Raw genomic sequence first — 19,957 nt, forward strand, 5'->3', positions numbered from 1 at the left:
GCTCAGGCAGCGCGGGCGTCGGCGACGCGGGCGTACCCCGCCCGCACGATCGGCGACCAGCGCGCCCGCTCCGGCACCGCGAGCAGCGCCGTGCGGAAGGCCCTCAGCGCGGCCGTGGCTGCCGCGTCGGTCAGGGAGAAGCCGGGCATCGAGAACATCTGCCGCGCCCACGGCGGCAGCGTCGCGAAGCCCAGCGACACGAACGTGCCCCACGCCGGGCGCGCGGGCGTCAGCACCTGCACCCAGCCCTTCATCGGCGGCACGAACAGTCGGCGGACGCCCTCGGAGGCGGCCGGTGTCAGCGCCAGCTCCGGGCGGATCCGCTCGAAGTACGCGTCGAGGTCGGCCACCGTCCGAGGGACGAGTTCCTCGGGCACCCCCACCAGCCGGGCCGCCGCCATCTGCTCCAGCACGTAGGCGTCGGCGTCGTCGTCGGACAGCGGCAGACCCGCCCGCCGGGCCGTCGAGAGCAGCGAGTCGACCGCGCCGTTGTGCACCCACAGCAGGAGATCCGGATCGTCGACCCGGTAGGCCCGGCCGGTGGTCTCGTCGACGCCGGAGAGCTTGCGGTGGTATCCGCGCACCCGCGCCGCCATGCGCCGGGCCTCGGTGCGGGTGCCGAACGTGACGGTCTCCACGTACTGGCCCGTGCGGGTCATCCGCATCCACCACTCGTCCTTGAAGCCGGTCGAGTTGCGGGCCACGCCGTCCATCGCGACGGGGTGCAGCGCCTGCAGCATGAGGGCACGCAATCCGCCGACCGCGTAGCTCGGGTCGGCGTGGATCCGCCAGGTGACGCTGCCGGGCCCGAAGAAGCCGAGCAGGTCCTCCTCGGCGGTCCACTCGTCGGGCGAGGGCAGCGGCGCCAGCCGGCTCATGACTCCACCGAGGCGTTCGCCCAGAAGTCGAGCAGCACCTCCACCGTGCGCGGCGGATTCTCGACGGCGGGGGAGTGGATCGAGTTGTTGATGACCTCGTGCCGGGCGCCGAGCCGGACCGCCATGTCGGCCTGGACGTGCGGGAGCCAGGCGTCGTCCGCCTCGCCGTAGGCAACCAGCAGCGGCACTCCCGTGGCGGCCAGCTCGGCCACGCGGTCGGGTTCGTTCAGCATCGCCTCGGCCATGCCGCGCAGGCCCGCCTCGGAGTTGCGCAGGAACCGGCGGGAGTAGAACTCCCGGGTCGGCGCCGGGACCGTCTGCGCCCTCGGATCGGTCATCGCGACCTGCTCGAGCGTCTGGTGGACCAGCGCCACGCCGCCCTGATCGAGCAGCGGGCCGAGGTGGTCGAGGAGGTCGGCCCGCCGCCCGCCCAGCTTCGACGGCCCCGACCCGAGCAGCGTGAACGACGTGAACAGCGCCGGCTCCGCCAGGACGGCGGCCCTGGTGACGAGGCCACCGAAGCTGTGCCCGAGCAGGTGCAGCGGCTCGCCGGACTCCTCGCGCAGGATCCGGGCGACGGCGACGACGTCCAGACCCAGCTCGGCGACCGAGTAGGCCGTGGGGTCGTCGGGGCCGGGTGACTCGTACTGCCCGCGCTGGTCGAGCGCGACGATCCGGTAACCGGCGTCGGCCAGCGGGGCGAGCAGCGGTGCGAAGTCCTCCTTGCTGCCGGTGTAGCCGGCCACCAGCAGCGCGGTTCCGCGCACCGCCTCCCCGCCGGTGTCCAGGGCGGTGAGGGGACCGGCGCGCCCGGGGAACGTGCGGTGCGCCGCGTCGTGGGCGGCGAGCTGGCGGAGGTCGTCGGGTGCGATGGCGAGCGGCACGGAGAAGTCGGGACCACCGGGCAGGACCATGGTGCCCAGTGAACCCCGGTTCTTGCGGCCGTGCCGTCCGCGGGGCTCAGCGGAAGCCGTGCACCCGGTCGGGCAGGCGGTAGACCACGGCGTCCCCGGCCGTGGCGGCCACCCCGCCCTCGGGCAGGCCGCTCACCGCCGACCGGGCGACCTCACGCCCGGTCGACGTCTCCCGGAAGACGAAGCCGACCGCTGTCGGCACCGGCAGCGGAGTCGCCGGGTCCGCGCCGGCGTCCGGGGCGGCGGGCAGGCCGAGCGCGTCGGCCGACCAGAGCAGGCCGCCGGACGCCGAGTCGAGAGCGGCCAACGTGTCCCCGAGCCGGACCAGCGCGACGGTGCCCACCGCCACCTGCTGGACGGCGTCGGCGGCACCGGCCGGGACCAGCAGCCGGCACAGAACGGTCCCGTCCGCCGGCGACAGACCCTGGAACTCGCCGTCCAGCACGACGCCGAGCAGGCCGTCGGCCCCGAGCAGCCGGATCTCCGCACCGTCCCGGACCGGCAGGTCCCTGGTCCAGTGCGCGTCGCCCTCGAAGCCGTCCAGCAGCCGCAGCCGTACGGCGGACGACCCGCCGCACCGCTCCAGGAGCGCGACCCCCGCCGACCCGGCCTCCGCGCCGAGCAGGACGCAGCCGTCCGGCGGGGCGTACCGCCAGCGGATGTTGTTGCCCGTCGGGTCGAGGGTCACCAGCCCCGTGGCGCTGACGGCGAGGACGATCCGGTCGGTGGAGTCGAGGGTGGCGTCCCCCCGGAAGTGGACGCTGCGCGTCCACCTCCGCACGCCGGTGCCGGCGTCGAGGGCGATGGCCTCGTCGCAGCGGTCCGCGGTGCGGAACACGGCCACCGCGACGCCGTCGGTGGCCGTCAGGCCGCACAGCCGCGCGTTGGCGCGCGTGTAGTGCCACGCCTCCTCGCCCGTCGCGGGGTCGAGGGCGCGCACCCCGTGCGCGGACCGGAGCAGGACGCGCCCGCTCTCCACGACGGTCTCCGGCAACGAGCCGCCGGGAGCGGACCAGTCCTCGGAGACGGCGCCGGCCGGCGTCCCCGAGGGGGCGTCGGCCGGTGCCGCGGTGGTGCTCTCCGTGGCCGCCGCGTCCGAACCGCGCCAGAGCAGCGCAGCGACGACGACGAGCGCCAGGGTGGCCGCCGTCCAGACCCACACCCGCAGCGGCGGGCGGCGCAGACCGGTCAGGAGAGGCGGCACGGCCGGAGGATCAGGCGGCGGACTCGGAGCCGCCGCGGCCGGAACCGCCGCGGCGACGACGGCGACGCGGCTTGCTGCCGCCGCCCTCGCCCGAGCCGTCGGACGATCCCTCGGACGGGCCCGCCGCGGCCGGGGTGGACTCGCCGGCCTCGGCGGTCGGTCCGGTGCCGCGGGTGCGACGGCGGGGGCGGCTCTTGCCGGGACCGGCCTGCTCGCCGTCGGTGGAGCGCTCGCCCTGCCGGCTGCCCGACGGGCCGCGCGAGTCGCCGCGCCCGCCGGAGTCGCGTCCGCCGGAGTCGCGTCCGCCCGAGTCGCGTCCGCCCGAGGTGGGCCGGTTGCGCTTGCCGGTCTCCCCGAGATCCTCGAGGGTCTCGGCGTCCAGGCCCTCGCGCGTGCGCTGCGAGCGCGGCAGCCGGCCGGTGGCCGTCTCCGGGACGTCGAGGTCGCTGTAGACCCACGGCGAGGTGGAGTAGGTCTCCGGCGGCTCGGCGAAGTCCAGGTCGAGCGCCTTGTTGATCAGCTGCCACCGGGGGATGTCGTCCCAGTCGACGAGTGTGACGGCGACGCCCTCGCTGCCGGCCCGGCCGGTGCGGCCGATCCGGTGCAGGTAGGTCTTCTCGTCCTCGGGGCACTGGTAGTTGACGACGTGGCTGACGCCGGTGACGTCGATGCCGCGGGCGGCGACGTCGGTGGCCACCAGGACGTCGACCTTGCCGCTGCGGAAGGCTCGGAGCGCCTGCTCGCGGGCGCCCTGGCCGAGGTCGCCGTGCACCGCGGCCGCCGCGAACCCGCGGTCGACGAGCTCATCCGCGACCTTCTGCGCAGTGCGCTTGGTGCGGCAGAAGACCATGACCAGTCCGCGGTCGCGGGACTGCAGCACCCGGGACAGCAGCTCGGGCTTGTCCAGGTTGTGGGCCCGGTAGATGTACTGCGTCGTCTGCGGGACGGTCGAGCCCTCGTCGTTGCCGTGCGCCCGGATGTGGGTCGGCTGGGTCATGAACGACCGGGACAGGGTCACGATCGGGCCCGGCATGGTCGCGGAGAACAGCATCGTCTGCCGCTTGTCCGGGACCATCGCGAGGATCCGCTCGATGTCGGGCAGGAAGCCCAGGTCGAGCATCTCGTCGGCCTCGTCGAGGACGAGGACCTTGACCTTGCCCAGGATCAGGTCGCCCCGCTGGGCCAGGTCGAGCAGCCGGCCCGGTGTGCCGACGACGACCTCGACGCCGTTCTGCAGCGCGGAGACCTGCGGCTCGAAGGCCCGGCCGCCGTAGATGGCCTGCACGCGGATGCCGCGCCGGGCGCCGGCCGTGGCCAGGTCGCGGGAGACCTGCACGCACAGCTCACGGGTGGGGACGACGACCAGCGCCTGCGGCACGCCGTCGCCGCCCTCGGCCGGGGGGACGACGCGCTGCAGCATCGGAACCCCGAAGCCGAGGGTCTTGCCGGTGCCGGTGCGGGCCTGACCGATGAGGTCGTGGCCGGCCAGCGCCAGCGGGAGCGTCAGCTCCTGGATGGCGAACGTGCGGGTGATCCCGGCGTCGTTCAGCGCGCGGACGATGTCGGGGTGGACGTCGAAGTCGCTGAACAGCGGGCTGTCGGGCGCGACGGGCGCGCCGCCCAGCTCCTCGACCTGCGACTCGAGCTCCTCCGGAGCGGGAGCGCCGGTCTCGGCGTGGTCGAGCGCGGTCGGCTCGAGGTCGGGCGTGGGGGTGTTCTCGATGGAGGTCAGTGGTCTCGCCTCTGGTCTGCTGGGGGACCGGGTCCGGCGGCGGGGATCCGCAGCGTCGGGCCTGTCCGCGGGGTCGGTTGTCGCGGGATCAGTTCCAGCGCCGACGCGGCCAGCAGACCGGGCGAAGGGGATCGACCCGGGAGAAAGCCCTGGGGCTCTCGATCACCGGCCCCGAGGGGCGGCGTCCAGCGGTGTCAGCGCACAGATACACAAGCGAGCCGAGCGGCTCGCCGATTCCCATGGTAGCGCGGGCACCGGTTAGCCTCGGCGCGCCGCGCTCCCCGCCCTCGGCGGCCGTCCGCGGATGGTCCCGCTGAGCCTCTGGAGCTGCCCGTGCCACCGGTCGACCGCCGCGCCGTCGTCGACCTGCTCGGCGTGCTCGCCTACGCGGAGCTGACCGCCTTCGACCGACTGGCCGAGGACGCCCGGCTGGCGCCCACGCTGGGCGGCCGGGCGGCGCTGGCCCGGATGGCGGCCGCCGAGATCGCCCACCACGTCCGGCTCACCGACCGGCTCTCGGAGCTGGGCATCGACCCGGCGAACGCGATGGCCCCGTTCGTCTCGGCGCTGGACACCTTCCACGAGAGCACCCGGCCGAGCACCTGGCTGGAGGGCCTGGTCAAGGCATACGTGGGCGACGGACTGGCCACCGACTTCTACCGGGAGATCGCCTCCTTCCTGCCCGATCCGGACCGCGCCCTGGTCCTCGACGTGCTCGCCGACACCGGGCACGCGGACTTCGCGGTCCGCGAGGTACGCGCGGCCATCGCCGCCAACCGCCGGGTCGCGGGGCGGCTGGCCCTCTGGGGACGGCGGCTCGTGGGCGAGGCGATGACCCGCTCCCAGGCGGTCATCGCGGAGAACGACCGGCTCGCCGAGCTCATCGTCGGCGGCACCGGCGACCTGACCGGGGTGGGCCGCCTGATCCAGCGGATCACCGACGCGCACACCGAGCGCATGAAGACGCTCGGCCTCAACCCCTGAGGGGAGTTCCGATGCTGCACCTGCTGATCGTCGGCGCCGGACCGGGGATCTCCGCCGCCACTGTGCGCCGGTTGACGCGCGAGGGGGACGCCGTCGGTCTGATCGCGCGCCGCGACGAGACGCTCGCCGAGCTCGCCGACGACCTGCGGGGCTGTGGCGTCATCGGGCGCGCCCCCGCGGAAGCCGGCGACCCCGCGTCGCTGACGGCGGCCGTCGAGTTGTTCGTCGAGACGTTCGGCCCGGTCGACGTCCTGCTCTACAACGTCTCGGTCGGTCGGCAGGTGGCAATCCCCGACCTGGCGCCGGAGGACCTGCTGGCCGATCTGGCGGCCGGCGCCGTGGGTCTGCAGACGGCGGTGCGGGCGGTGCTGCCCGGGATGCGCGACCGCGGGTCGGGCACCGTGCTGGTGACCGGCAGTGGTTCGGCGGACCGGCCGATGACCTCCATGGCGACCCTCGGTGTGCAGAAGGCCGCGCTGCGGGCGCTGGCCCAGGTGCAGGCCGAGGCGCTGGCACCAGAAGGCGTCCACGTGGCGACGGTGACGATCCGCGGCCTCGTCGGGGAGGACCGGCAGATCACCCCGGATCGGGTCGCCGCGCTCTACGCCGAACTGGTCGCCGAGACCGCCGGCCCCCGAGAGCGCTGGCGCAGCCTGGTCGACCTGACGCCGTGAAACGCAACGGGGCGTCCCCGCAGAAGCGGAGACGCCCTGTCGGGACGTGCGTTGTTCTCAGGCGCCGGCGATGAAGCCGACCCGGCGCTGGTCCGGCTGGGCGATCTCGACGTAGGCGATCCGGTCGACGGGGACGACGACGCGACGACCCCGCTCGTCGACGAGGGTCAGCAGGCCGTCCTTCGTCGAGCCGGACATGGCTGCTGCCACGTCTGCTGCGATCTCGTCGGGGGTCTTGGGGCTGTCGATGACCAGCTCCCTGGGGGAGTGCTGGACGCCGATCTTGACTTCCACGTAGGCGATGCCTCCTCGGTTCGCGCGACTGTCCCCACGCTAACCCAGTGGCGCGGTCGCGGCCGTGCTCCGCCGGTGCGCCGTCAGCGAACGGCGCCGGGCCGGTCAGTGGGGCAGCGAGCCGCCGTCGATCCGGGGGAAGCCGGAGATGCCCCGCCAGGCCAGCGCGGACATGAGCGCAACCGCCTCGTCGCGGGAGACGGTGCCCTTGCGGGGCAGCCACCAGCGCGCGCTCGTCTCGGCGAGCCCGGTCAGCCCGGCGGCGATCAGCAGCGCCCGCTCGGGGTCGGCGCCGGTGTCGGCCGCGATGACCTCGGCGATCGCGTCCACGCAGACGCCGGTGCCGCGGTCGACGATGGCCCGGACGTCCGCGTCGTTGCGGAGGTCGGACTCGAAGACCAGGCGGAACGCCTCGCCCTCCGCGTCGATGAAGTCGAAGTAGGCACCGACGGCGGCGTCCACCCGCTCGCGGTTGTCGTCGGTGGCGCCCATCGCCTCGCCGACCCGGTCCGCCAGCTCGGACACGTGCTCCTCGAGCAGCGCCAGGTACAGCTCCCGCTTGCCGGGGAAGTGCTGGTAGAGCACCGGCTTGCTGACGCCGGCGCGGTCGGCGATGTCGTCCATCGCGGCGGCGTGGAAACCCTGGGCCACGAAGACGTCCTGCGCGGCCCGCAGCAGCTGGAGCCGGCGAGCACCCCGCGGCAGTCGCGACGTGCGCCGGTTCGGGGCGGCGGCGGGAGGGGGCTGCATGACGGCCCTATGTTACCGGCGAGTTGCCGTTCCGCATGCGGTGTCCCGCGCGTGGATTACCGTCGCCCCCGATGTCCGACGCCCCGCTGTCCGCCACCCCGCTGCCCCGCGTGGCGCCGGCCCTGCCCCCGTGGCCGGGCGAGGCGCTGCCCCTGCGAACCGGTGAGGTGTTCGTGCGCCACACGCCGTGGACCGGCCCCGTGGACCCGTCAGCGGAGGATGCCCCGCGCGAGCGGGCCCTGTACGTCCACGGCCTCGGCGGTGCGTCCACCAACTGGACCGATCTCGCCGCGCTCCTCGCCGTCCGGTTCGAGGCATGGGCGCTGGACCTGCCCGGCTTCGGCCGCTCACGGCCCCCGCTGCGCGGGCGCTACTCGATCCGCGGGCACGTCGCCGCCGTCGTCGACGTCCTCGAACACATCGTCGCCCGGCCCGGCGTGGCCGCCGGCGAGCCCGTCCACCTGCTCGGGAACTCCCTCGGCGGGCTGGTCAGCCTGCTGGTGGCGACGCGTCGTCCCGACCTGGTCGCCTCGCTGACGCTCGTCTCCCCGGCCATGCCGGTCTACCGCGTACCCCCGGCGTTCAGCCGGGCGCTGGTCCTGCTCCTGCTCCCGGGCGTCCCCTCGCTCGCTGCGCGTCGGATGGCCGGCGTCACGCCGGAGCAGAACGTCCGGGCCATGATCCGCATGTGCTTCGGAGAGCCGGACCGGGTTCCCCGCCAGCGGGTCGAGCGGGCCGTGCAGGAGATGCGCGAGCGGGCGGAGCAGCCGTGGGCCGACCGCGCGCTGACCCGCAGCATGCGCGGGCTCATCACCTCCTACCTCCGCGTCGGCGCCGCCAACGCCTGGCGGGCCGCCCGCGGTCTGCGCATGCCGACGCTGGTGGTGTGGGGCAGCCGGGACAAGCTGGTCGACCCGGCGCTCGCCCCCCGCCTCGCCGCCGCCGTCCCCGACGGACGGCTGCTGGTCCTCGAGGGGGTCGGGCACGTCGCGATGCTCGAGGCGCCGGAGCCGACCGCCCGGGCCGTGCTCGGCATGGTCGAAGCGCTCGACCGGCGGCCCTCGCCGGGCGGCCCCGCCGTGGCCGGGGCCGCCGTCCCCCAGACCGCCGTCCCCCAGACCGCCGTCCCCCAGGCCGCCGTTCCCCAGGCTGCGGCTCCGGGCGGTCCCTGACCCGGGCAACGTGCCGGGAGAGCCGCGCTGCGGTCGACACGCGACGGAGCGTGAGACCCTGAGGAGCTCAGAGCGGCGTACGGACGAGGAGCAGGAGTGCGGCCAGTGGGAGGACCCCCCGCCGACGGCCCGGGCCTGCGCCCGACCGCCGTCCGCGCCGTCCCCCGACCGGGTCCGCTCGTCGCCCGCACCGATCTCGCCCAGCCGCCTCGCGTGCGATCGACCGTCCGGCCTCGTCCCGGCCGGATCCGCCGCTTCGTCCGGCGCTACGGCTGGCGCGCCTACGCGATTCCACTGCTCACCGTCGCGACCCTCATCGCGCTGGTGGACGTGGCGCTCACGATGCCGGACGGCGACTCGGGATCCGCCGCCGCCGGCGTCGCCCCCGCGTCGGCGTCGGAGATCCCGAGTCCCTCCCCGGACCCGGAGCCGGAGCCCGCACCGGCCGAGGCCGACGCCGGACCGAGCCCGGTGCCGCAGGTCGTGGGCGCCGAGACCTATGTCGAGCAGGGCGCGGGCACCGTCTCGGTCGTCGACGGGTCCTCCGCCGTCTACGGCAGTGGCCCACTGCGCCGGTTCGTCGTGGAGGTCGAGGACGGCATCGGGGTCGACGCGGCCGCCTTCGCCGCCGCCGTCGAGACGACGCTCGGCGACCCTGGCTCCTGGGGCAACGGCGGCCGGATGTCCTTCCAGCGCGTGGGCGCCGCCGAGGCGGCGACCTCCCAGTACGACTTCAGGGTCAGCCTGATCAGCCCGGGCAGCATGGAGACGTACTGCCCGGGCGTCGGCACCGGCGGCTACACCTCCTGCCGCTACGGCGAGCGCGCCGTCATCAACCTGGCCCGCTGGGCCACGGCCGTTCCGCACTACGACGGCGACATCACGGCCTATCGCCACTACGTCGTGAACCACGAGGTCGGGCACGTGCTCGGCAACGGTCACGTGGACTGCCCCGGCCCCGGCCAGCTCGCCCCCGTCATGCTGCAGCAGACCCTCGGGCTCCAGGGCTGCGTCAGGAACGCCTGGCCCTACCCCTGATCTGTATCGCCGATCACCTTCCGCGCGGTCGGCAGCGACCCGGGCCGACAGTGGGAAGACGTGCGCGTGCCACGCTGTTATGCGCACGAACGCGGCCGCCAGCTGGGCCGCTGTCCGCGAACACCGAGGAGCAATCGTGTCCCTGCCACCCCTGGTGGAGCCCGCTGCCGACCTGTCGATCGACGAGGTCCGCCGGTACAGCCGCCACCTGATCATCCCCGACGTCGGGATGGACGGGCAGAAGCGCCTGAAGAACGCCAAGGTGCTCGCCGTGGGCGCGGGCGGCCTCGGCTCGCCGGTGCTGATGTACCTGGCCGCGGCCGGCGTCGGCACGCTGGGCATCGTCGAGTTCGACACCGTCGACGAGTCGAACCTGCAGCGCCAGATCATCCACGGGCAGTCCGACGTCGGCCGGTCCAAGGCCGAGAGCGCGCGGGACTCCATCAAGGAGATCAACCCGCTGATCGACGTCCGGCTGCACGAGACGCGGCTGGACAGCGAGAACGTGATGGAGATCTTCACCGACTACGACCTGATCGTGGACGGCACCGACAACTTCGCGACGCGCTACCTGGTCAACGACGCGTGCGTGCTGCTGAACAAGCCCTACGTCTGGGGCTCCATCTACCGGTTCGACGGCCAGGTCTCGGTCTTCTGGAACGAGCACGGGCCCAACTACCGCGACCTCTACCCGGTGCCCCCGCCGCCCGGCATGGTCCCGAGCTGCGCCGAAGGCGGCGTGCTCGGCGTCCTCTGCGCGACGATCGGCGCCATCCAGGCGACCGAGGCGGTCAAGCTGATCACCGGCATCGGTGACACGCTGCTGGGCCGGCTCATGGTCTACGACGCCCTCGAGATGACCTTCCGCACGATCAAGGTGCGCAAGGACCCCGAGGGCGAGCCGATCAAGGAGCTCATCGACTACGAGGCCTTCTGCGGCGTCGTCTCCGTCGAGGCCCAGGAGGCGGCGGCCGGCTCGACGATCACCGTCGACGAGCTCAAGGACATGATGGACGCCGGCAAGGACTTCGAGCTCATCGACGTCCGCGAGCCGAACGAGTACGAGATCGTCTCGATCCCCGGCGCGAAGCTGATCCCCAAGGACGAGATCCTGTCCGGCCGCGCCCTTGCGCAGCTCCCGCAGGACCGCCCGATCGTGCTGCACTGCAAGACCGGCGTCCGCTCCGCCGAGGCGCTCGCGGCCGTCAAGAACGCCGGTTTCCGGGACGCCGTCCACGTGCAGGGCGGCGTGACGGCGTGGGCCACGCGCATCGACAAGACGCTGCCGACGTACTGACCTGCAGGGTTCTCCGAGGGCCCGGTTCCGCTCCCCGTCCCGGGGTGCGGGCCGGGCCCTCGGCACGTCTACTGGCCCCATGGCCGACTTCTCACCGGTGGAGCTGCTCGAGCTCTTCCAGCGTGCCCAGAACCAGTTCACCGACCGCGTCGACGCGGTCGCGCCGGACCAGTGGGACGACCCCGCGTTGCCCGAGTGGACCGTCGCGGATCTCGTCGCCCATCTGGTCACCGAGCAGCTCTGGGTGCCCCCGCTCCTGGCGGGGGAGCCGTACGCCGAGGGCCGCTTCCCGGAGGACACCAGCGACCTGCTCGGCAGTGATCCGTTCATCGGCTGGGAGTCCGCCGCCGACGACGCGCTGTCCGCCTTCGCCGAGGACGACGCCCTGGTGCGGACCGTGCACCTCTCCCGCGGCCCGACGCCGGCGACCCAGTACATCCTCGAGATGACCGCCGATCTCACCGTGCACGCCTGGGACCTGGCGCATGCGACCCAGGGCGACACCGAGCTCGACGGGGAGCTCGTCACCGCAGCCCTCGTCTTCGCCGAGCAGCTCCCGGAGGACGGCGTCCCCGGCCTCTTCGACCCGCCGCTGGACACCTCGGCCTCGGCGTCTCCCCAGCAGCGGCTGCTCGCCCGTTTCGGTCGCAAGGGCTGACGCGTTCGCCTTTGCCACAGCGTTGTCCCTCCACCGGACATTCGCGGGTCCGGAACGTCCGGTGCAGGGACAACGCTCCGGGGCGTCCGCGTCGGAATGCCCGATGATCAGCGGGTGACCGACCCCGCGATCGACGTCGACGAGGCGGTCTTCGACGTCGTGGAGCGGATCCCGCCGGGGCGGGTGAGCACCTACGGCGCGATCGGCCGGCTGATCGGGGTCGGCCCCCGCCGGGTGGCACGCGCCCTGTCCTCCGGGGGCGGCGCCGTGCCCTGGTACCGGGTCGTGCGGGCCGACGGGACGGCCGCCGAGCCGGTGCGGGTGGAGCAGCTGGCGCTGCTGGCCGCCGAGGGGGTGCCGGTGCGCAACGGCCGCGTCGATGTTTCCGCCGTGGGCTGGCCGGACTGAGGCGTGTTGCCGGGGCGTGACCGTCTGCCCCCTGCGGACCAGTTCCGCCCGGTCGTCTTCAGTTCGGTGCCGCGCATGCCGACCTGAGGGCATGAACACGAACGCGTGCAGGGCGGTGGCCCAGGCGGGGCTCTCGGCGGCGACGGCCTCCCTGGACGACGAGGCGGCGTGGCCGCTCCTCCTCGTCGCGGGGTGGCTGACCACGGCCGCGGACCTGATGAAGGAAGCGGAGCTGCGGGACGCCGTGCTCGGCTGACCCGAGGACGCCCGACACCCCTGCCCCACGGGTCCCAGGACTGTCGGTGGGCCGTGCTTCCATCGGGGGGTGGCACAGCGGGGGAGCGAGAGCGGGCCGGTCTACCGGCTCGTCGCGGGAGAGCCCGTCCGGCTCACGGCCCCCACGTTGGACCCGACCCAGCAGGCGGTCGTCGACCACCCCTCCGGGCCGTTGCTGGTGCTGGCCGGCCCCGGCACGGGGAAGACCACGACGATCGTCGAGGCCGTCGCAGCGCGGATCGACGCGGGCGTCGATCCGGAGCAGATCCTGGTCCTGACGTTCAGCCGCAAGGCCGCCGCCGAGCTGCGGACGCGGATCACCGGCCGGGTGGCGCGCACGATCCGCGAGCCGCTGGCCCGCACCTTCCACTCCTACGCCTACGGCGTGCTGCGACGGGCCGCCCTGCTGCGCGGCGAGGCTCCGCCCCGGCTCCTGACCTCGGCCGAGCAGGACGCCGTCGTCGCGGAGCTCCTGCGCGGGGACGTCGAGGAGGAGGGCGCCGTCCGGTGGCCGGCGGCACTCGCACCGGCGCTGACCACCGCGGGCTTCCGCACCGAGCTGCGCGAGCTCCTGCTCCGCGCGACCGAGCGGGGGATCGGCTCGGACCGGCTGGCCGCCTGGGGCCGCGAGTCCGGGCGCGAGTACTGGGTGCCGGCCGCCGCGTTCCAGGAGCAGTACGAGGGCGTCACCGCGTTCTCCACCGCCGGCCGCGGTGACGCGTCCGGGTACGACCCGGCCGAGCTCGTCCGGGCGGCCATCGCCGAGCTGGACGGCGACCCCGAGCTGCTGCGCCAGGAGCGCGAGCGCGCGCGCTGGCTGTTCGTCGACGAGTACCAGGACACCGATCCCGCCCAGGTCGAGCTGCTCGAGCTGCTCGCCGGCGGCGGCCGTGACCTCGTGGCCGTCGGCGACCCCGACCAGGCCATCTACGCGTTCCGCGGCGCCGAGCCGCGCGGCATCGTCGAGTTCCCCCATCGCTTCCGGCACACCGACGGGCGGCCGGCCCGGCGGGTGTCCCTGGGCGTCTGCCGTCGCTCGGGGGAGGAGCTCCTCCGGGTCAGCCGGAAGGTCGCCGAGGGGCTGCCCGGGCCGTGGGAACACCGCCGGCTGGCCGCGGGGGAGGGCACCGAGCCCGGCGCCGCCGAGGTGCACGTCTTCGCGTCCGAGGCGGTCGAGGCCGCCTACCTGGCCGACGTGCTGCGCCGCGCCCACCTGCTCGACGGGGTGCCGTGGTCGGAGATGGCGGTGGTGGTGCGGACGGCGCTCGCGCTCGGGCCGCTGCGCCGGGCGCTGTCCTCGGCTGGTGTCCCGGTCGCGGTCTCCGCCGACGACCTCCCGCTCGCCGGACAACCGGCTGTGGCACCGCTGCTCAGCGCGCTCACGGCGCTGCTGCCGGCGTCCGGGTCCGGCCCCGAGGCCGACGGCGCCGCCGCAGGGCTGGACGAGCCGGCCGCCGAGGCCCTGCTCGCCTCGCCGCTCGGCGGCGCGACCGTCCTGGATCTGCGCCGGCTCCGGCGCGCCGTCCGCATCGCGCTGGCCCGGCAGGGCATCGACGCCGCAGAGCGCGGCGCGCCCCTGGCGACCGCGCTGGCCGACGACACCCTCCTGGAGTCGCTCCCGGAGCACGTCTCCAGGCCGGCCCGCCGGGTCGCGGAGGTGCTCGCCGCCGGCCGGCTCGCGCTGGCGCAGGACGGCACCGCCGAGGACGTGCTCTGGGCGATGTGGCAGCGCAGCGGCCTGGCGGCCAAGTGGGCCCGGTCGAGCGCCTCCGGTGGTCCCTCGGGGGCCGTCGCCGACCGGGACCTCGACGCCGTCGTGGCGCTGTTCGACGCCGCCGCCGGCTTCGTGGACCGGCTCCCGTCGGCCGACGTGCGGGCCTTCGTCGCGCACCTCTCGGCCCAGGAGCTGCCCGGTGAGGTAGGAGCCGCGCGGGCGGTGGCGGGCGACACGGTGCGGCTGCTCACCGCGCACGCCGCCAAGGGCCTGGAGTGGGACGTCGTCTGCGTCGCCGGGGTGCAGGAGGGCGTGTGGCCCGATCTGCGCGACCGCAGCTCACTGCTCGGCATCGAGGAACTGGTCGAACGGGCGTCCGGGATCGACGGCACCGCGGTCGACCGGCGCACCCTGGCCCTCGCCGAGGAACGGCGGCTGTTCTACGTCGCCTGCACGCGCGCCCGCCGCCGGCTGGTGGTCACCGCGGTGGAGGGTGCGCTGGACGGGGCCGACGCCGGGGCGAACGCCTCCCGGTTCCTCGATCTGGTCGCGCCGCCACCGGAGGACGGGCGACCGGTCACCGAGCTGCCGCGGTCGCTGACCCTGCCCGCGCTCGTGGCCGACCTCCGCCGGGCGGTGGCCGACCAGCACACCCCGCCCGCGCGCCGGGCCGCGGCCGCCTCGGTGCTGCGCCGGCTCGCCGACGAGGGCGTGCCCGGTGCCCGCCCGGTCGGCTGGTGGGGGCTGGCGCCGCTCTCCGACGACGCACCGCTGGTGCCGGAGGACGACGACGTCCGCGTCCGCCCGTCCGCCATCGAGACCTTCCAGCGCTGCCCCCTCCGCTGGGTGCTCGGCGCGGTCGGCGCCGAGGCGTCCCCGGACGCCACGCAGACCGTCGGTTCCGCCGTGCACGCCGTGGCCCAGCAGGTGGCCGACGGGCTGCCCCCGGCCGAGGCGCCGGCCGCCCTGGACGTCGAGCTCGACCAGCTCGACCTCGGGCCGGGCTGGTCCGATCAGCGGCAGCGGCTGTCCGCACAGGAGATGCTCGACCGCTTCCTGCGCTGGCACGCGGCGAACGACCGCGAGCTGATCGCCGCCGAGCTGGACTTCGACGTCGTCGTCGGCCGGGCCCGCATCCGCGGCCAGGTCGACCGGCTGGAGCGCGACGGGGAGGGCCGGCTGGTCGTCGTCGACCTCAAGACCGGCAAGACGCCCGTAAGGAACACCGAGGAGCACGGGCAGCTCGCGGCCTACCAGGTCGCCGTCTCGGCAGGCGCGTTCGCCGACCACGGCACCGTGCCCGGCGGGGCGGCGCTGCTGCAGGTCGGCACGGGCGCGAAAGCCAAGGAGCAGCACCAGGAGCCGCTGCCCGCCGACGTGCCGGTGACCGAGACCTGGGCCGGGCAGCTGATCGCCGAGGTGGGGGAGGGGATGGGCGCGGCGACCTTCGAGGTCCGGACCGGGTCCCACTGCTCGCGCTGCCCGATGCGGCGAAGCTGCCCGATGCACGAGCGGGGCCGGCAGGTGACCGGATGACCCCGCTCTCCCGGACGGCCGCGAACGAGGACCAGCTGTCCTTCGACGACCTCTTCGGCGACGGCCCGGCGGAGCGTCGCGCACCCCGGCGGCTGCTCGACCCGGCCGAGGTGGCCGCGCGCTGCGGGCTGTCCTACGCCCCGTCCCCGGAGCAGGCACGGGTGGTGGCCGCGCCCGCCGACCGGCCGCTGGTCGTCGTCGCCGGGGCCGGGTCGGGTAAGACCGAGACGATGGCCGCCAGGGTCGCCTGGCTCGTCGCCAACCGGATCGTCGAGCCGGAGGCGATCCTCGGGCTCACCTTCACCCGCAAGGCCGCCAGCGAACTGAACGAGCGGGTGCGGCTGCGCCTCGGTGCGCTCGCCCGCCACCCCGACACCGACGACGACCTCCGCCGCCTACTCGACATCGCCCAGCCGACCGTCTCGACGTATCACGGCTACGCCGCGGCGCTGGTCGCCGAGCACGGGCTGCGGATCGGCGTCGAGCCGGGGGCCGGGGTACTCGGGCCGGCCATGTGCTGGGGGCAGGCCGCGACCGTCGTGACGGCGTGGACCGGCGACATGTCCGACGTCCCGCTGACGCTGCTGATCACCGTCGAGGACGTGCTGGCGCTGGCCACCGAGCTGGGCGAGCACGACATCAGCCCGCAGCAGCTGCGCACGTGGACCGCCCGGCTGGAGACCCAGATCGCCGGCTACGCGGACGCGCCCAAGGGCCCCAAGGGGGTGCGGGCTCCGGTGAAGGAGATGCTCGCCCGCCAGCGGGCGCGAGTGGCTCTGCTGCCGCTGGTCGAGGCGTTCGAGGCACGCAAGCGGGCCGCCGGGGCCATCGACTACGCCGACCAGGTCGCCTACGCGGCGCGGATCGCGGTCGCCTCCGCCGAGGTGGGCCGTCGGGAACGCGCCCGGTGGCAGGTCGTCCTGCTCGACGAGTACCAGGACACCAGCGTCGGCCAGCTGCGGATGCTGGAGGCGCTGTTCGGCCGCGACACCGGCCATCCGGTGCTGGCGGTGGGCGATCCGCGGCAGTCGATCTACGGCTGGCGCGGGGCGTCGGCCGGCACCATCGAGCGTTTCGACCGCACGTTCCCCGGCCTGCCCGGCCGGCGCGCCGAGCGGCTCACCCTCGCCACGAGCTGGCGCAACGACCAGGCCGTGCTGGCGGTCGCGAACGCCGTGTCGGGGATGCTGCCCCCGCCGGCCCAGCCGCTGCCCGACCTCGCTCCCGCGCCCACCGCCGGCCGGGGGGCGGTGACCGTCGGCCTGTACGACACGGTCGCCGAGGAGACCGCTGCGCTGGCCGACCGGCTGGCGGCCGTCTGGCACACGAAACGCCTGGACACAGGTCGTCCCGAGTGGGCCCCGGAGGGGTCCGCGCAGGGACGACGCAGCGGCTCCACGCGACCGGGGGACGGTAATGGGCCGCGGTGTCGTCCGGAGGACGACGATGTCATGGCGGACGGGCGCCGCCCGACGGTCGCCGTGCTGGTGCGGGCGCGCAAGCAGCTCCCCGGCATCGCCGCCGCCCTGCGCGAGCGGGGCCTGCCGGTCGAGGTCGTCGGGCTCGGCGGCCTGCTCGAGGTGCCCGAGGTCTCCGACGTCGTCGCGACGCTCACCGTGCTCGTCGACCCGACCGCCGGCGATGCCCTCGGCCGGCTGCTCACCGGTGCCCGGTGGCGGATCGGACCGCGCGACCTGGCCGCCCTGGAGGCCCGTGCCCGGGCACTGGTGCACTCGCGACGGCCGGCACGCAGCGAGGAGTCCGACGGAGGACCGGAGGTCGTCGCGGCGCCGCAGGAGCGCGGCAGCATCGTCGAGGCCCTCGACGACCTCGGCAGTCCCGACGCGTACTCGGCCGCAGGTCACCGCCGGTTCCGGCGCCTGGGCGCGGAGCTCGCGCACCTGCGCCACCGCCTCGGTGAGTCCGTGCCCGACCTGGTCGACGAGGTGGCCCGCACGCTCGGGCTGGAGACCGAGCTGGCCAGTGCACCGGAGGCCAGCCCCGCCGGTGCGCGCGCGCACCTCGATGCCCTGCACGCGGTCGCCGCGGAGTTCACCGAGCTGGCCGAGCTGCCGTCGCTGCCGGCGTTCCTGGGTTACCTCCGCGACGCCGAGGAGCGCGAGCGCGGCCTCGAGCCCGGCGAGGTCACGGTCAATCCCGAGGCCGTCCAGCTGCTGACCGGGCACTCCGCGAAGGGTCTGGAGTGGGACGTCGTCGCGGTCCCCGGGATGACCAAGGACCAGTTCCCGTCGAAGACCGACACGAGCGACTCGTGGGTGCGCGACCCCGGCACCGTGCCCGCCGAACTGCGGCTGACCGACCGCGAGGAGCTCCCTCGACTGCGGCTGCCGGTCCCCGGCTCCGGTGACCAGGCCGTGGTGAAGGACGCGCTCGACGACTACGTGCAGGAGTGGAAGGCCTTCGGTCTCGGCGAGGAGATCCGCATCGGCTACGTCGCGGTGACCCGTGCCCGGCACCTGCTGCTCTGCTCGGGCAGCTGGTGGCGCGACGGGGTCAAGCCGTGCGGGCCGTCGGCACTGCTCACCACCGTGCGCGAGGCCTGCGACGACGGGGCCGGCACTGTCGTGCACTGGGCGGCCGCGCCCCCCGACGACGCGACCAACCCCGTGCTCGAGGAGTGGCCGATCGGGAACTGGCCGGCCGATCCGCTCTCGGCCCGGCGACGGCGTGCCCTCAGCGCGGCCGCCGAGCTGGTCGAGGCCGCGGTGCCGCATCCGCTCGATCCGGAGCTGGTCCTCGACGGCGGCGACCCGCAGCTGGAGCAGTGGGTCCGCGACGCCGATCTCCTGCTGCGCGAGCGCGCCCGGCACGCCAGTCCGACCGTCGACGTCCCGCTGCCCTCCCACCTGTCGGTCTCGGCGCTGGTCACCCTGCGCCGCGATCCCGCCGAGCTCGCCCGCCGGCTGCGCCGACCGATGCCGGCGGCGCCGGCCCCCCAGGCGCGTCGCGGTACCGCGTTCCACGCCTGGCTGGAGGAGCGGTTCGGCGCGGCGAAGCTGGTCGACCTCGACGAGCTGCCCGGTTCCGGCGACGAGTTCGCCGTCCCGGACAGCGCGCTGGCCGACCTGCAGGCGGCCTTCCTCGCCAGCGAGTGGGCCGACCGGCAGCCGGCCGAGGTGGAAGTGCCGTTCGAGACCCCGCTGGGTCCGCTCACGCTGCGCGGCCGGATCGACGCGGTCTACGCCGACGGGGCGGGCCGGTACGAGGTGATCGACTGGAAGACCGGGCCGCCGCCCTCGGGCGCCGACCTGGTCGCGGCGGGAGTGCAGCTGGCTGCGTATCGGCTGGGCTGGTCCAGGCTGGCCGGGGTGCCGGTCGAGCGGGTGAGCGCCGGCTTCCACCACGTCGCGGCCAACCTGACCCTGCGCCCGGTCGACCTCCTCGACGAGGCCGGGTTGCTGACCCTGGTGACGGGATCTGCTGACTGACACCTCACCGCAATGAGCGGGGACAGCGCGGTCATCGTGGTGATGAGAGGCGCAGAACCGCTGACAGCGGCCTGGCCCGAGGTCTCGGCGGCAAAAGGCGGGCTCTCAGCTCGCCGCGACGCGATCCAGGATCGCGGCTGCGAGCTGATCGGGTGCTTGCTCCGGGATCCAGTGCGTCACACCGGGCAGCTCGACGAACCGGTAGTCGCCGGTCACGTAGTTGGCGCACGCCTCGGCGGCAGTCCGCCCGATCGCGACGTCGCCGTCGCTCCAGACGTACGTCGTCGGCACCCCGACCGGTTCCACCCGGGCGTCGGAGCTCATCGCGCGGTACCAGTTCAGCGCCGCGGTCAGTGCGCCCGGCGCCGACAGCACGGCCACGTACTCGTCGACGGCCTCGGCCGGCACACCGGTCTCGCCCTCGCCGCCGGTCAGCATCCGCCGCAGCCGGCGCGCGTCGTCCGCCAGCAGCACCTCCTCGGCCTTGCCCTCCTGCCAGAACAGCCGGATGTAGGCCGACCGCTCCTTCTGCTCCGGGTCGGCGCGGTAGGCGACCGTGTACGCGGCCGGGTGCGGCACCGAGACTGCGGTCAGCGTCCGCACGCGGTCGGGATGCCAGGCGCCCAGCGTCCACGCCACGTTGGCGCCCCAGTCATGGCCGACGACGTCGGCGACGGGCGCGTCGAGAGCCGTCATGAGGTCCGCGGTGACCTGCGCCAGGTTCTGCATCGAGTACGCCGCCACCTCGCCGGGGCGGGCGCCGGGGGAGTAGCCGAGCTGATCGGGGGCGTAGGTGCGCAGCCCCGCCCGGGTGAGGAGCGGCGTCACGGACGCCCACGACAGCGACGTCTGCGGGAAGCCGTGCAGCAGCAGCACCGGCCGGCCGTCCTCGGGTCCGTCGGCCCGCACGTCGAAGGTGAGATCGCCGACGTCGACCCGCAGCAGCTGTCCCGGCATGAAGGGGAACCTAGCCCGGCGT

Annotated in this window: 17 protein-coding genes; 10 read left to right on the plus strand and 7 right to left on the minus strand. The window is 74.8% G+C overall.

Translation table 11 applies throughout. From position 1 onward, the window contains the following. Positions 1 to 2 precede the first annotated feature (2 nt). The 4 genes from E4P39_RS09800 to E4P39_RS09815 are packed head-to-tail and all read right to left on the minus strand — an operon-like array spanning position 3 to position 4,620. Positions 3 to 878 carry an oxygenase MpaB family protein gene (locus E4P39_RS09800; protein ID WP_245159735.1) on the minus strand — a complete coding sequence of 292 codons (876 nt, stop codon included), beginning with the start codon at positions 876 to 878 and terminating at the stop codon, positions 3 to 5. Then, complete coding sequence (locus tag E4P39_RS09805) at positions 875 to 1,792, minus strand: alpha/beta hydrolase (protein ID WP_135136329.1); 918 nt, start codon at positions 1,790 to 1,792, stop codon at positions 875 to 877. The genes E4P39_RS09800 and E4P39_RS09805 overlap by 4 nt, the downstream gene beginning before the upstream one ends. Before the next feature lie 46 nt (positions 1,793 to 1,838). Beyond that, positions 1,839 to 2,996, minus strand: coding sequence for a PQQ-binding-like beta-propeller repeat protein (locus E4P39_RS09810; RefSeq protein ID WP_245159736.1), 1,158 nt, complete (start codon positions 2,994 to 2,996; stop codon positions 1,839 to 1,841). A gap of 10 nt (positions 2,997 to 3,006) precedes the next feature. After that, positions 3,007 to 4,620 carry a DEAD/DEAH box helicase gene (locus E4P39_RS09815; RefSeq protein WP_209306462.1) on the minus strand — a complete coding sequence of 538 codons (1,614 nt, stop codon included), beginning with the start codon at positions 4,618 to 4,620 and terminating at the stop codon, positions 3,007 to 3,009. A 441-nt stretch (positions 4,621 to 5,061) separates the two neighbouring features. Here E4P39_RS09815 and E4P39_RS09820 point away from each other — a divergent pair, with 441 nt between their 5' ends. After that, entirely contained in the window at positions 5,062 to 5,712 is a 651-nt protein-coding gene (locus E4P39_RS09820; protein WP_135136331.1) for a ferritin-like fold-containing protein, read from the plus strand. 11 nt (positions 5,713 to 5,723) lie between these two features. Then, the gene (locus tag E4P39_RS09825) at positions 5,724 to 6,386 is read left to right on the plus strand and encodes an SDR family NAD(P)-dependent oxidoreductase (protein WP_135136332.1); all 663 of its coding nucleotides are present in this window, start codon (positions 5,724 to 5,726) and stop codon (positions 6,384 to 6,386) included. Positions 6,387 to 6,443: 57 nt separating this feature from the next. Here the strand turns inward: E4P39_RS09825 and E4P39_RS09830 are convergent, their stop codons facing one another. Both E4P39_RS09830 and E4P39_RS09835 read right to left on the minus strand, forming a co-directional pair. Continuing rightward, positions 6,444 to 6,680, minus strand: a complete 237-nt coding sequence (locus E4P39_RS09830) for a DUF3107 domain-containing protein (RefSeq protein ID WP_135136333.1) — start codon at positions 6,678 to 6,680, stop codon at positions 6,444 to 6,446. Between the two features lie 105 nt (positions 6,681 to 6,785). Further along, positions 6,786 to 7,430, minus strand: coding sequence for a TetR/AcrR family transcriptional regulator (locus tag E4P39_RS09835; RefSeq protein WP_135136334.1), 645 nt, complete (start codon positions 7,428 to 7,430; stop codon positions 6,786 to 6,788). 71 nt (positions 7,431 to 7,501) lie between these two features. Between E4P39_RS09835 and E4P39_RS09840 the strand changes: the two genes are divergently transcribed. The 8 genes from E4P39_RS09840 to E4P39_RS09870 all read left to right on the plus strand — a co-directional run bounded on the left by E4P39_RS09840 (position 7,502) and on the right by E4P39_RS09870 (position 18,978). Continuing rightward, the gene (locus E4P39_RS09840; RefSeq protein ID WP_135136335.1) at positions 7,502 to 8,602 is read left to right on the plus strand and encodes an alpha/beta hydrolase; all 1,101 of its coding nucleotides are present in this window, start codon (positions 7,502 to 7,504) and stop codon (positions 8,600 to 8,602) included. A 105-nt stretch (positions 8,603 to 8,707) separates the two neighbouring features. Further along, positions 8,708 to 9,640 carry a DUF3152 domain-containing protein gene (locus tag E4P39_RS09845; RefSeq protein WP_245159737.1) on the plus strand — a complete coding sequence of 311 codons (933 nt, stop codon included), beginning with the start codon at positions 8,708 to 8,710 and terminating at the stop codon, positions 9,638 to 9,640. 136 nt (positions 9,641 to 9,776) lie between these two features. Next, complete coding sequence (gene moeZ, locus E4P39_RS09850) at positions 9,777 to 10,937, plus strand: adenylyltransferase/sulfurtransferase MoeZ (protein ID WP_135136337.1); 1,161 nt, start codon at positions 9,777 to 9,779, stop codon at positions 10,935 to 10,937. 79 nt (positions 10,938 to 11,016) lie between these two features. After that, complete coding sequence (locus E4P39_RS09855; RefSeq protein ID WP_135136338.1) at positions 11,017 to 11,595, plus strand: TIGR03086 family metal-binding protein; 579 nt, start codon at positions 11,017 to 11,019, stop codon at positions 11,593 to 11,595. A 114-nt stretch (positions 11,596 to 11,709) separates the two neighbouring features. Continuing rightward, the gene (locus tag E4P39_RS09860) at positions 11,710 to 12,003 is read left to right on the plus strand and encodes an MGMT family protein (RefSeq protein WP_245159738.1); all 294 of its coding nucleotides are present in this window, start codon (positions 11,710 to 11,712) and stop codon (positions 12,001 to 12,003) included. A 91-nt stretch (positions 12,004 to 12,094) separates the two neighbouring features. After that, positions 12,095 to 12,259 (plus strand): hypothetical protein, encoded by a 165-nt coding sequence (locus E4P39_RS22300; RefSeq protein ID WP_167761730.1) that lies wholly within the window; start codon positions 12,095 to 12,097, stop codon positions 12,257 to 12,259. Between the two features lie 69 nt (positions 12,260 to 12,328). Beyond that, positions 12,329 to 15,529 carry an ATP-dependent DNA helicase gene (locus E4P39_RS09865; RefSeq protein ID WP_135136340.1) on the plus strand — a complete coding sequence of 1,067 codons (3,201 nt, stop codon included), beginning with the start codon at positions 12,329 to 12,331 and terminating at the stop codon, positions 15,527 to 15,529. Next, complete coding sequence (locus E4P39_RS09870) at positions 15,526 to 18,978, plus strand: ATP-dependent DNA helicase (protein WP_135136341.1); 3,453 nt, start codon at positions 15,526 to 15,528, stop codon at positions 18,976 to 18,978. Before E4P39_RS09865 ends, E4P39_RS09870 begins: the two co-directional genes overlap by 4 nt. A gap of 105 nt (positions 18,979 to 19,083) precedes the next feature. On the opposite strand, the gene E4P39_RS09875 is transcribed toward E4P39_RS09870, so the two are convergent. Further along, the gene (locus E4P39_RS09875) at positions 19,084 to 19,935 is read right to left on the minus strand and encodes an alpha/beta hydrolase (RefSeq protein ID WP_135136342.1); all 852 of its coding nucleotides are present in this window, start codon (positions 19,933 to 19,935) and stop codon (positions 19,084 to 19,086) included. Positions 19,936 to 19,957: the final 22 nt, after the last annotated feature.

Source organism: Blastococcus sp. CT_GayMR19, from assembly GCF_004570385.1.
GTDB lineage: Bacteria > Actinomycetota > Actinomycetes > Mycobacteriales > Geodermatophilaceae > Blastococcus_B.

Coding starts and splice junctions, on each gene's coding strand:
- E4P39_RS09800 (WP_245159735.1), bottom strand. CDS start 878: ATGAGCCGGCTGGCGCCGCTGCCCTCGCCCGACGAGTGGACCGCCGAG.
- E4P39_RS09805 (WP_135136329.1), bottom strand. CDS start 1,792: ATGGTCCTGCCCGGTGGTCCCGACTTCTCCGTGCCGCTCGCCATCGCA.
- E4P39_RS09825 (WP_135136332.1), top strand. CDS start 5,724: ATGCTGCACCTGCTGATCGTCGGCGCCGGACCGGGGATCTCCGCCGCC.
- E4P39_RS09835 (WP_135136334.1), bottom strand. CDS start 7,430: ATGCAGCCCCCTCCCGCCGCCGCCCCGAACCGGCGCACGTCGCGACTG.
- E4P39_RS09840 (WP_135136335.1), top strand. CDS start 7,502: ATGTCCGACGCCCCGCTGTCCGCCACCCCGCTGCCCCGCGTGGCGCCG.
- E4P39_RS09855 (WP_135136338.1), top strand. CDS start 11,017: ATGGCCGACTTCTCACCGGTGGAGCTGCTCGAGCTCTTCCAGCGTGCC.
- E4P39_RS22300 (WP_167761730.1), top strand. CDS start 12,095: ATGAACACGAACGCGTGCAGGGCGGTGGCCCAGGCGGGGCTCTCGGCG.
- E4P39_RS09870 (WP_135136341.1), top strand. CDS start 15,526: ATGACCCCGCTCTCCCGGACGGCCGCGAACGAGGACCAGCTGTCCTTC.
- E4P39_RS09875 (WP_135136342.1), bottom strand. CDS start 19,935: ATGCCGGGACAGCTGCTGCGGGTCGACGTCGGCGATCTCACCTTCGAC.